We start from the raw sequence: 10,370 nt of genomic DNA on the forward strand, positions 1-10,370 counted from the left end.
GCCAAGCGCGTCGTCGACCGGGCCGACCCCGAGCGTGACCCGGCTTCCGCTTCTTGGCGGCCGCCCGGCTCCCGCATCGATCCGGGCGAGCACGCTCCGCAGCGCGCCCAGCGTTTCCTCCGCCGCGCCCATGTCGTTCCCGCCGCCTGAAAGTTCCTGTTTTGTTCTTATGGAATCCTCCCGGGAGACGAGTCAACCGACTCCCTCGGACGGTAGTGTCTCAGTTTGAATTTCGGGCCGGCCAGGTGGGCTCAGCCGGTCTTGGTCATCGCCCGTCTGAGCCCGTCAGCTTCGCCGTGAAGGGCGCTTATAGTGCCCTGCAGAACAAGGCTCCGGCGAAGGTGGGGCGTGCCGTCGTCGCCTTGCCGCTCTGCCTCCGCTATGTCGTCGAGAGACCTGACAAGCAGGGCTGTGAGTTCGTCGATCCGTCGCTCGATCTCAGCGAGCTTGGCTTTGGCGGTCGCGTTCATCGCGACCAAAGAGCGGAGAGGCCCGGAGGGTTCCCTGTCGTGAGCGCACGAAAAAGCCCGGCGCGGGGCCGGGCTATATCGTAGGCCAGAGAGCCGCAATCGCGCGGCATGCGCTCTCTAGATCATTCATGCGCCTCACGTTCGCGGTCGGCGCGGCGAACACTTCCCCGTGCTGCACGTCTATGGACAAGCAAAGGCGGTTTGCCGGCGTCCGATCAGACTGGTTGTTCTGGTCGAGGAGCCGTCGAGCCAACGTCGCCACGTACAGACCCATCTCTCTCCGGCGAGCCAAAGCCGCATCTGTTTCGGCGTCGGATTGAGTCATCCTCAGCACCGCGTATCCGATCTGCCCTTGGCCCCGCTGTTCTCCGTGTACAATCAAATCGGCTCTTACGGAAACCTCGACCTCCGAAAGAGTAAGCCGCTCCTGCTGGGTAGGAGCGGCGTGAAAATCATAGATTCCGAGCTGGTTTGCCATGCCTTGGATGGCCCGCAGGACTTCAATGGACTGGCGCGCGTCATCTCTCCGTAGAGTGCTTTCGGCGGCGTCACCGGCACGCTGCTGAAACATTTCGTCTGCGGTTGTTAGAGGGCGAAGGCTCCTAACAGGATCTGCCAGGTAAGCGCAGATAGGACCCCGCGCATCGCGGTAACGGATGATTGGAGGAATTTGTGGACTTTTGGCTCTGCGAATGATTCCGATTCTAGCGGTGTCCGACGACACCATGAAAAGCGCCAAGTCGTTTGCTGAGATACGAGGCGTTGGACGTTCAGGAATAGGAAGGCGAGCCATGGACGAATTCCTTGCCACCGCGAACTTGGGCAACGGCCGCAGCATCCACGTCGCGACGCTTTCTCGTCATACGATCAAAGAATCAGGCGCGGACCATCTAGGGTTTAGTGGATACTTCGTTTTTGAAACCGAAGACAATCCGGGTCGCACAGGTATCAACATCCTTGGGAAGGCGATCTCGTTTGAGGCCGCCATGCGTCTCGTCGACATCTGGCGGCTGAGGCCGGCAGAGGCTTAGGCCGCCCGCTTTTTGTATGGTCCGCGCTTCCCCGGCTTCTTAACCCGCGCGTCGATTAGGCTGACGATCCACTCCATGTCGCGAGCGGTGTCCGCGATCCCTGCCGCCATGGCGGGCGTGACGCGCAGCGTCTTGTGGATGCGGCAGAAGTTATAGAACACGAAGTAGAGCGACAGCGCGTGAATGTGGTTGTCGATCTTCTTTGAGAAGGCGTTCGTCAGGCGCGTGAAGCGGCGCAGGCCCATGCGGATCGTTAGGTTCGCGCGCTCCACATAGGACGTGGAGACGTGCGCCTTGTCCGGGTTGCCGGTGATCCGGGTCTTCTGGATGCCAATGCACTCGGCGGGGCTGTAGCGGCCCTTGGCGCTCTCCGGAACCGCGCCGTACATCTTCACCAGCATGGCGTAATCGATATCGCCGCCGAAGGCGCCAGCGACCGCATCGAGATAGGTGCGGTTGCCGTCCGTGGTGAGCTGCATCCGGCCTTCGCAACGCTCCTGAACGTCCGCCATCAGGAAGTTGGCGGACTGCGCGTCGCGCTCGCCGACGATGTAGGAGATGATGAGCTTGCTGTCGGCGTCGAGCGCAGTCCACGTCCACACGTCGCCTGCCGCGTAAGGCGCGTCCTTGGCGGCCCCTACGTTGCGCTCCTTGGCGTAGCAGAACGACCAAATCTCGTCGCACTGGACGCGCTTCGCCTGGACGCCGCGAACCGCCTCATAGTGATAGGCGGCGCACGCCTCGCCAGCCTCAACAAGCAGCTTCGTCACCGTGTTGATCGACACGTCCGCAACGCGGGAGATCGACCGCATGGACGACCCCTCCACCAGCATGGAGAGGATCTGGACGCGCTTGGCGAGGGGCAGCTTGTTCATACCCAAGATCGTAGCGGCACATATCCTTAGCGTCAAGCATAAATGTTCAGTTCGATTCCCGGCACAATCGTTCCTGCGATAGATAGCGGCGCTACTAGGCTATGAAAACCTGAAAAAACCCGGCACAGTTGGCGTTCTGCGCCGGATTGGGCCGGTGATCACGCAAAGGGAGCGCCACTTTGGCTCTAAGTCAGGAAATGCGCAGGCTGCGCGCCAAATGGCTGACGAACACGGGATGGCCAAAGCGCCTGGACTATATCGAGCTAAAGGGAATTCGAGGGTGGACGGGGCAGCGCTTCAATCTCGACTTCCCAATAATGGCCATTGTCGGGGAGAATGGCTCCGGCAAAAGCACTATTCTGCAATGCGCAGCGTCGGTCTATGCAACTAGTGAACAGGTGACACGGTCGCGCTACGCGACAAAATCCGAGTACGCCTCCGATTTTTTTCCGGACACCGCATGGGAGAAGATCAGAAACGCCTCGATTGCTTACTCGCTACGCGAGGGCATGGATCGTTACACCGATAGCGTCCGAAAGCCCGGCGAACGATGGCGTGGGAATCCAGAGCGGAGATCTAGAGCAGTAGAGTACATCGACCTTAGCCGTATCGTTCCGATAAGCGTGCGCCGCGGTTACGCTCGGATTGCCAAACCTCAGTTTAAAGAAGCCGCATCCCAAGAATTCGATCAATATCGGCTAGGTCGATTCAGTCAGATCATGGGGCGTCAGTACGATCTTGCTAAAATGGCTGCAACTGACGCCGACCCCGAAAGGACGGTTTCAGTTCTCACTGAAAAAGACATTTCCTATTCTGGCTTCCACAGCGGAGCCGGCGAAACGACAATCGCAGAGTTTTTAGAAGCTGACTTCCCCAAGTACGGGCTTGTGTTGATCGACGAAGTCGAAACATCTTTACACCCTCGAGCTCAGAGAAGGTTGGTGAGAGATCTAGCCGAAAGGTGCAGGGAGCGAGAATTACAGATCGTCATTACAACGCACTCGCCGTATGTACTTGATGAACTTCCGCTAGAAGCGCGAGCTTATATCATTAAGAGAAGTGGATCGGCTCGCGAGATCGTCTATGGGGTAAGCTCTGAATTTGCTATGTCGAAAATGGATGACGTTGCTCATACTGAGTGTGATTTGTTTGTTGAAGACGAAAGGGCTGCAACTCTAGTAACGGAAATACTGACCTACCACAGGCCTAATCTGGTTCATAGGTGTCGGACAGTACCATATGGTGCGGCATCGGTAGGGCGCGCTTTGGGTATCATGAACTCACAGAACAGGTGGCCCAGACCAACATGCGTCTTCCTTGACGCCGATGCAGAACCCGCGGCCGGGTGCACAAATCTCCCTGGCAAGGGCGCTCCAGAAATAGAGGTGTTCGGAAAGATTGGACAACAGGAAGTATCCGCTGTTTCGACTAGGACAGGCCGACAATTCTCGGACGTAGCCGATGCCCTAGCGCAGGCGACAGCATTGGATGATCACCACGAATGGGTGCGTTATGCTGCGAGCAAACTGCTTTTGAGTAGTGACACGCTTTGGCAAGCCATGTGCGCCGATTGGGCTTCAAGCCTTCATCCTGAGGAGGCCAACAAAATCATCACCCCGATCGAGGATGTTCTAACGGCCTAACGGTCACTTCCCCCACCGCTTAGCCGCCGCCTTCCTTGCGGCTTCCGCGCGCTGCTCAGGCGTAAGCTTGGCGGCGCGCGCGGCCCCGCCCTTGCGGCCCATTTCCTGAGCGGCCTTGTCCTTGCCGGTGTCGCGCGGGGCGTCCTCCGCTTCCTCGCCGGTCGCGATGCGGGCGACACGGATGGCGTTGCCGATCACGTCGGCGGGGCGCTTCTCGCCTTTAGGTCCGGTAGGCATGGGTCACTTTCTTACGTCGTCCGCACGTGGCGCACAGGCCCAGACTACGCCGGAACTCCCGCGTGGTCGCCAGTGCGTTCGTTATGTGCTTCGTGCGGTAGCGGCGCACAAGGAGCGCGATCCTGTCCGAGATGCAGTCGTCGCAGACCGCCGCCGGGGCGATGCACGTCAGGTAGCCGTTGATCTCGTCCGCTATCATGCGGGCATTCTACCGCCCAAGGGAATCAGCGGCTACGGCGGTCAAGCGGCATTAAAATTCAAACTGAGACACTACCCCTCGGACGTAAGGCGCCGGCTGCGTTCTCCCGGATTGCTTCTTCGGCCGTTACGGCTTAGCGGATCGAAGCCTCCGGCGGAGAGATCGATGGAGTTCATTCGTCACGCGTTGGACGGCGTCGTCGAAATACGCCCGCGTCTCGTTCCGGATTCGCGCGGCAGCTTCTTTGAGAGCTTCCGGCGCTCCGCCTTCGAGGCGGAGGGACTGATCGGCGATTTCGTACAGACCAACCGGTCGCGCTCCCACGCCGCCGGAACAGTGCGGGGCCTGCACTACCAGCTCGCGCCCTCCGCGCAGGGCAAGCTCGTCTCCGTGGTCCGCGGCGCGGTGTTCGACGTGGCTGTCGATCTGAGGCGGAGCTCGCCGACCTTCGGAAAACATGTCGCGGTGACGCTCACCGCCGCGTCGGGCGCGGAGCTGCACATTCCGCCGGGCTTCGCGCACGGCTTTTGCACGCTCGAGCCCGACACCGAGGTGCTTTACGCCGTCACCAGCTATTATGCGCCGGAGCGAGAGCGCGCGATCTTCTGGGCCGATCCGGCGCTCGGCATCGACTGGCCGACGCCGCCCGACGGGGCCCGGCTCTCCGACAAGGATCTGCGCGCGCCGCTGCTCGCCGACGCCCCAGACCTCTTCTGAGCCACAGGGATCCATCCCCGATGCCGCCCCGCCTCAAGGACGCACGTATCCTCGTCACGGGCGGCGCCGGCTTCATCGGCTCGGCCGTGGTGCGACGGCTGCTCGGCGCGACCGAGGCTTCGGTGATCAATGTCGACGCGCTGACCTATGCGGCGAACCTCGCATCGCTGCCGGGCGCTGCGGAGAACCCGCGCTACGCCTTCGAGAAAACCGACATCCGCGACCCGGCGGCGATGCGCCAGGCGTTCGAGCGCCACCGGCCGACCGCCGTGATGCATCTTGCGGCGGAGACCCATGTCGACCGGTCGATCGACAGCCCCAAAGCCTTCGTCGAGACCAACATGGTCGGGACCTTCGTGCTGCTGGAGGAGACGCTGCGTCACTTCCGCAGCCTGGATCCGGCGGAGCGCGCGGCCTTCCGGCTGCTGCACGTCTCGACCGACGAGGTGTTCGGATCGCTCGGACCGACCGGCCTCTTCCACGAGACGACCCCCTATCGGCCGAGCTCTCCCTATTCGGCGTCGAAGGCCGGCGCCGACCATCTGGTGCGGGCCTGGCGGGAAACCTTCGGGCTCCCGACGCTCGTCACCAACTGCTCCAACAATTTCGGCCCTTACCATTTTCCGGAGAAGATGATCCCGCTGATGATCCTGCGCGGGCTCGAAGGCGCCGAACTGCCCGTCTATGGTTCGGGCCGCAACGTTCGCGACTGGCTCTATGTCGAGGACCACGCCGAAGCTCTCATCCTGGCATTGGAGTGCGGCCTCCCGGGAGAGACCTACAATGTCGGGGCGCGCTGCGAGCGGACCAACATCGCCGTCGTGGAGGCGGTCTGTGACCTGCTCGACGCCCTGGCGCCGCCCCTCGGGCACAGCCGCCGGGACCTGATCCGCTTCGTCGAGGACCGACCGGGGCACGACGCGCGCTATGCGATCGACCCATCCAAGATCGAGCGGGAGCTTGGCTGGCGTCCACGCGAAAGCTTCGAGAGCGGGCTTGAGAAGACGGTGCGGTGGTATCTCGCGAACCGCGCCTGGTGGGAGCCGCTGCTGAGGCGCGCCGCGGATGGCGGCGACGCTCTCGCCCGCCGGGGCCTTCGGTGACCGCGATCCTGGTCACAGGGGGCCGGGGCCAGCTGGGCTCGGCGCTTCGCCGCCATTCCTGGCCGGACGAGGTCCGGCTGTTCGCCCCCGCCCGGGACGAGCTCGATCTCTTCGACCCTGCGGCCGTGGCGGCCTTTCTGCGCGAGCGCAGGGTCGCCGCCATCGTGAACGCCGCCGCCTACACGGCCGTCGATCGGGCCGAGACCGAAATCGCGGCCGCGTTCGCCGCCAATGCGCAGATTCCCGCCGTCCTCGCCGAGGCCGCGCGACAAGCAGACGCCGCCCTGCTGCATGTCTCGACGGACTACGTGTTCGACGGGAAATCCGCCCGCCCGTACGACGTCGGCGATCCGGTCAACCCCCTCAACGTCTATGGGTCGAGCAAGGCCGCCGGAGAGCTCGCGGCGCTTCACGCTCCGCGCGCGGCCGTGGTGCGCGCCTCATGGCTCGTCGGCCGCGACGGGGCGAATTTCGTTCGGACCATGCTGCGGCTCGCGAGCGAACGCAGCGTCGTGCGCGTGGTCGCGGACCAGCGCGGCGCCCCGACGATCGCCGCGGACCTCGCCGACGCGCTCGCAACGATCGCGCTCAGAATGGCGGCCGATCGCTCCGCGCCCCCCGGCGTCTTTCACTTCGCGAACGCCGGCGTCACGACCTGGCGCGACTTCGCGGCCGCGATCTTTGCGGAAGGCGCCCGACGAGGTCTCTCGGCGCCGAGGCTCGAGGCCATCACGACGACGGAGTACGGCGCGGCCGCCCGCAGGCCGGCGCATTCCCTGCTCTCGACGCGTCGGCTCGAACAGGACTACGGAATCAAGCCCCGCCCATGGATCGAGGGGCTTACCGGGCTGATCGGCGACATCATCGGAGACGACGCGTGAAGGGCATCGTGCTCGCCGGCGGCGCCGGCACCCGCCTTCATCCCGCGACGCTCGCGGTGAACAAGCAACTGCTGCCCGTCTACGACAAGCCGATGATCTACTACCCGCTGTCGGTGCTGCTGCTGGCCGGCATAAGGGAGATCCTGCTGATCTCCTCGCCCGAGTCGATGGAGAGCTACCGCAGGCTGCTCGGGACCGGGGAGGCCTACGGGATCGAACTGAGCTACGCCGAGCAGCCGCGCCCGGAGGGCATCGCGCAGGCCTTCGTGATCGGCCGCGACTTCATCGGAGGCGACTGCGCGGCGCTGGTGCTGGGAGACAACATCTTCTTCAGCGCCAATCTGCGCGAGCAGCTCCGGGCGATCGTGGAACGGCGGCGTGGCGCCACGATCTTCGCCTACCATGTGGACCAGCCGGAACGGTACGGCGTGGTGGAGATCGGCTCGGGCGACGAGGTGGTCGACATCGTCGAGAAGCCGAAATCTCCCCGTTCCAACTGGGCCGTGACGGGGCTCTATTTCTACGACAACCAGGTGCTCGACATCGCCGCCGGCCTGCGCCCCTCGGCGCGAGGCGAACTCGAGATCACCGACGTCAACAAGGCCTATCTCGCCCGCGGCCAGCTCACCGTGGAGCGCCTCGGCCGGGGCGCCGCGTGGCTCGACACCGGCACGCATGACAGCCTGCTGGAAGCCGGCGAATTCGTCCGCACGCTGCAGCGCCGTCAGGGACTGGCGATCGCCTGTCTCGAGGAGATCGCGTTCCAGAACGGCTTCATCGATCTCGCCGCCCTCGAAGCGCGGGGCCGGATGTTCGAGAAGACCGCCTACGGGGCATATCTCCTTCGCCTCGCTCAGGGCGGCGGAGATGGCTGAACGCCCTCCTCATGCGCCCGGAGGTTCACGCGCCTGGCGTCCGGGACGTCTTGCAAAAACGCGCGACCTTCTCTAGAACCCGCCCGAACGCGGCGGCCCCTTCCGCCGCTTTTCGCCATTCTATGACGCGAGGCGCTGCAGCGCGGCCGGCGTCTTGAGGACTGACCGATGAAGATCCGTAATTCGCTCAAGTCGCTGCGCAACCGGCACCGCGACAACCGCATCGTCCGCCGCAAGGGCCGCGTCTACATCATCAACAAGACGCAGAAGCGCTACAAGGCGCGCCAGGGCTGATCGTGCGGCCGCTTTGACGCGGCCTGGTCGCACGTTAAGCTCGACGGCATGATCCGATACGGACTTGCCGTCAGCGTCCTGCTTCTTCAGCTCGGAGCGGCTTACGCGGCCGAGCCTGAACTCGCGCCCGCAGATCCCCCCACGCCGCCAGCTCCGGCAGCGCCGGAGCCGCGCGATTCGGCCGTGAAGGGTGAAGCGCTCGACGAATTGCTCGTCCAGCTCGCGAAGGCGGACGAGCCGGGCGCGGCGAAGCGCATCGCCGCGGCCGTCCAGGCGCTGTGGCGCCGTACCGGCAGCGACACGATCGACCTCCTGCTGACGCGCTCGACCCAGGCCCAGCGGCAGTCGAAGATCGACATCGCCATCAAGCTCATGGACGAAGTGGTGAGCCTCAAGCCCGAGTTCGCGGAGGGCTGGAACCGCCGGGCGACCCTGCACTTCGTGGCCAAGGACTACGATGCGGCGATGCTCGACATTCGCGAGACGCTGGCGCGGGAGCCCCGGCATTTCGGCGCCTGGCTCGGCCTCGGCCGCATCCTCGAGGATGCCGATCTCGACGCGAAGGCGCTCGCCGCCTACCGCCGCGTCCTCGAGATCTATCCGCAGATCGAGGGTCTGAAGAAGCGGGTGGACGATCTAGCCCTGAAAGTCGAGGGCCAGCCGATCTGATCGCGGAGCCCGAAGCAGCTTCAGGCGTGGCCGGCTTCGGGAGCGAGCTTGGCGAGATCGATGCCGATCTTGGCCAGCGCGCGTTCGTATTTCGTGTCGGCCTCGTCACCGAACACCAGGGCGCGATCGGCCGGGCAGTTCAGCCACCCGTTCGCCTGGATCTCGTTTTCGAGCTGGCCCGGCGCCCAGCCGGCATAGCCCAGCGCGAGCAGCGCCCGCTCCGGGCCGTCCCCGCGCGCGATCGCCTTCAGGATGTCGAGGGTGGCGGTCAGACAGATCCCGTCGTCGATGGGAAGCGTCGAATCCTCGATCATGAAATCCGCCGAATGCAGGACGAAGCCGCGGCCCGATTCGACAGGGCCGCCGCGCAGGATCTGGATCGCGCCCGCCTTCTCCGGCAGCCTTATCTCCTCGCCCGCGGTGATGATGTCGAGTTGCACCAGAAGGTCCGGGAAACTGATATGCGGCGCCGGCTTGTTGACCACGATGCCCATCGCGCCCTCGGCCGAATGGGCGCAGACGTAAATGACCGTGCGGGCGAACCGGTCGTCCGCCAGGGTGGGCATCGCGACGAGCACCTGGCCGTCGAGATAGCCCGAGGCGTCGGTGCGGTTGGCCTGATTTCTTCGGAGCATCTGGGGCATGGGCGAAGAGTATGTGGCCTCTGAAGCTTTTGGAAGGCGGTCGAAGCCATGCCTCGCGCCGCGACGTCGAACCTTCGTCGCGAGGCCGTGAATTGGCCGCCGCTCACGAGAACCTATTTTGGGGCGACATGTTCCGAAGTCTCCTCCTGCCGCTCGCCTTTTCGCTCCTCACGGCGCCAGCCCTGGCGGAGCCGGTATCGCCTTGGATCCCCGACACCGGCGCCGGGTTTCGTCTTGTGGACGGCGGCATGAAGGATGGGGCCCGTCTGGCCGCGGTTCAGATCGCCCTCGAACCCGGCTGGAAAACCTACTGGAGGCAGCCCGGCGCCAGCGGCGTGCCGCCGCGCTTCGATTTCTCGAAATCCGAGAACGTCGAATCCGCCTCGGTCTCCTACCCCGCTCCGGAACGGAACGCGGATGAGGACGGGGTGACGAATGTCTATCACGGCGTCGTAACGCTCCCGGTCCACGTCCGGCCCGTTGATCCGGCCGCGCCCGTGACCCTTCGCGTGGTGGCGGACTACGGGGTGTGTGAACGGATCTGCGTGCCGGCGCACACGGAGGCTGAGCTCGAGCTCGCCCCCGACGGCGGCCGGGCGGGTCCGGCGCGCGACGAGGTTCTGGCCGCGGGGTGGCCATCTCGGTCCGACGGCCGGAGCGGCCGTGAGCGGTCTGATCACGTTCGAGGGCGAAAGTCCGGCGGTGCGCCTTGGCGTCGTCAGCTCGCCAATG

General features: G+C 64.3%; 14 protein-coding genes. 10 read left to right on the forward strand and 4 right to left on the reverse strand.

The genetic code is table 11. From position 1 onward, the window contains the following. Positions 1-251: 251 nt before the first annotated feature. Positions 252-470, reverse strand: a complete 219-nt coding sequence (locus ACIKT0_RS07590; protein WP_407104750.1) for a hypothetical protein — start codon at positions 468-470, stop codon at positions 252-254. Between the two features lie 169 nt (positions 471-639). Here ACIKT0_RS07590 and ACIKT0_RS07595 point away from each other — a divergent pair, with 169 nt between their 5' ends. Beyond that, positions 640-1,002 (forward strand): hypothetical protein, encoded by a 363-nt coding sequence (locus ACIKT0_RS07595; RefSeq protein WP_407104751.1) that lies wholly within the window; start codon positions 640-642, stop codon positions 1,000-1,002. A 259-nt stretch (positions 1,003-1,261) separates the two neighbouring features. Continuing rightward, positions 1,262-1,501, forward strand: coding sequence for a hypothetical protein (locus ACIKT0_RS07600; protein ID WP_407104752.1), 240 nt, complete (start codon positions 1,262-1,264; stop codon positions 1,499-1,501). On the opposite strand, the gene ACIKT0_RS07605 is transcribed toward ACIKT0_RS07600, so the two are convergent. Then, positions 1,498-2,376, reverse strand: a complete 879-nt coding sequence (locus ACIKT0_RS07605; RefSeq protein WP_407104753.1) for an IS1 family transposase — start codon at positions 2,374-2,376, stop codon at positions 1,498-1,500. The two genes, ACIKT0_RS07600 and ACIKT0_RS07605, sit on opposite strands and share 4 nt — an antisense overlap. Before the next feature lie 197 nt (positions 2,377-2,573). Between ACIKT0_RS07605 and ACIKT0_RS07610 the strand changes: the two genes are divergently transcribed. Beyond that, positions 2,574-4,019, forward strand: coding sequence for an ATP-dependent nuclease (locus tag ACIKT0_RS07610; protein WP_407104754.1), 1,446 nt, complete (start codon positions 2,574-2,576; stop codon positions 4,017-4,019). 3 nt (positions 4,020-4,022) lie between these two features. Here the strand turns inward: ACIKT0_RS07610 and ACIKT0_RS07615 are convergent, their stop codons facing one another. Continuing rightward, positions 4,023-4,256: an RNA-binding protein gene (locus ACIKT0_RS07615; protein WP_407104755.1), complete on the reverse strand. Its 234-nt coding sequence runs from the start codon at positions 4,254-4,256 to the stop codon at positions 4,023-4,025. A gap of 364 nt (positions 4,257-4,620) precedes the next feature. On the opposite strand from ACIKT0_RS07615, the gene rfbC reads away from it, so the two are divergent. The 6 genes from rfbC (at position 4,621) to ACIKT0_RS07645 (ending at position 8,994) form a co-directional block, all read left to right on the forward strand. Continuing rightward, positions 4,621-5,172, forward strand: coding sequence for a dTDP-4-dehydrorhamnose 3,5-epimerase (gene rfbC / locus ACIKT0_RS07620; protein ID WP_407104756.1), 552 nt, complete (start codon positions 4,621-4,623; stop codon positions 5,170-5,172). 20 nt (positions 5,173-5,192) lie between these two features. After that, positions 5,193-6,275 carry a dTDP-glucose 4,6-dehydratase gene (gene rfbB, locus ACIKT0_RS07625; RefSeq protein ID WP_407104757.1) on the forward strand — a complete coding sequence of 361 codons (1,083 nt, stop codon included), beginning with the start codon at positions 5,193-5,195 and terminating at the stop codon, positions 6,273-6,275. After that, positions 6,272-7,156, forward strand: coding sequence for a dTDP-4-dehydrorhamnose reductase (rfbD, locus tag ACIKT0_RS07630; protein ID WP_407104758.1), 885 nt, complete (start codon positions 6,272-6,274; stop codon positions 7,154-7,156). Before rfbB ends, rfbD begins: the two co-directional genes overlap by 4 nt. Beyond that, positions 7,153-8,031 carry a glucose-1-phosphate thymidylyltransferase RfbA gene (rfbA, locus tag ACIKT0_RS07635; RefSeq protein ID WP_407104759.1) on the forward strand — a complete coding sequence of 293 codons (879 nt, stop codon included), beginning with the start codon at positions 7,153-7,155 and terminating at the stop codon, positions 8,029-8,031. The genes rfbD and rfbA overlap by 4 nt, the downstream gene beginning before the upstream one ends. Positions 8,032-8,199: 168 nt before the next feature. Continuing rightward, positions 8,200-8,325 (forward strand): type B 50S ribosomal protein L36, encoded by a 126-nt coding sequence (gene ykgO / locus ACIKT0_RS07640; protein WP_020186918.1) that lies wholly within the window; start codon positions 8,200-8,202, stop codon positions 8,323-8,325. A gap of 183 nt (positions 8,326-8,508) precedes the next feature. Then, a complete protein-coding gene (locus ACIKT0_RS07645) occupies positions 8,509-8,994 on the forward strand; it encodes a tetratricopeptide repeat protein (protein ID WP_407104760.1) in 486 nt (161 codons plus the stop codon). A gap of 20 nt (positions 8,995-9,014) precedes the next feature. Here ACIKT0_RS07645 and ACIKT0_RS07650 read toward each other — a convergent pair whose 3' ends face one another. Further along, entirely contained in the window at positions 9,015-9,638 is a 624-nt protein-coding gene (locus tag ACIKT0_RS07650) for a YqgE/AlgH family protein (RefSeq protein ID WP_407104761.1), read from the reverse strand. A gap of 248 nt (positions 9,639-9,886) precedes the next feature. Here ACIKT0_RS07650 and ACIKT0_RS07655 point away from each other — a divergent pair. Next, positions 9,887-10,370, forward strand: a 484-nt coding sequence (locus ACIKT0_RS07655) for a protein-disulfide reductase DsbD domain-containing protein (protein ID WP_407104762.1), incomplete at its 3' end; no start/stop codon positions are given.

Origin of the sequence: Hansschlegelia beijingensis, from assembly GCF_045505405.1 — a bacterium.
GTDB lineage: Bacteria > Pseudomonadota > Alphaproteobacteria > Rhizobiales > Methylopilaceae > Methylopila > Methylopila beijingensis_A.

Bases quoted from the DNA above. Each gene is read 5' to 3' on its own strand.
- ykgO (WP_020186918.1), top strand. From the start codon at position 8,200: ATGAAGATCCGTAATTCGCTCAAGTCGCTGCGCAACCGGCACCGCGAC.
- ACIKT0_RS07650 (WP_407104761.1), bottom strand. From the start codon at position 9,638: ATGCCCCAGATGCTCCGAAGAAATCAGGCCAACCGCACCGACGCCTCG.
- rfbB (WP_407104757.1), top strand. From the start codon at position 5,193: ATGCCGCCCCGCCTCAAGGACGCACGTATCCTCGTCACGGGCGGCGCC.
- ACIKT0_RS07590 (WP_407104750.1), bottom strand. From the start codon at position 470: ATGAACGCGACCGCCAAAGCCAAGCTCGCTGAGATCGAGCGACGGATC.
- ACIKT0_RS07605 (WP_407104753.1), bottom strand. From the start codon at position 2,376: ATGAACAAGCTGCCCCTCGCCAAGCGCGTCCAGATCCTCTCCATGCTG.
- ACIKT0_RS07610 (WP_407104754.1), top strand. From the start codon at position 2,574: ATGCGCAGGCTGCGCGCCAAATGGCTGACGAACACGGGATGGCCAAAG.
- rfbC (WP_407104756.1), top strand. From the start codon at position 4,621: ATGGAGTTCATTCGTCACGCGTTGGACGGCGTCGTCGAAATACGCCCG.
- ACIKT0_RS07615 (WP_407104755.1), bottom strand. From the start codon at position 4,256: ATGCCTACCGGACCTAAAGGCGAGAAGCGCCCCGCCGACGTGATCGGC.
- ACIKT0_RS07600 (WP_407104752.1), top strand. From the start codon at position 1,262: ATGGACGAATTCCTTGCCACCGCGAACTTGGGCAACGGCCGCAGCATC.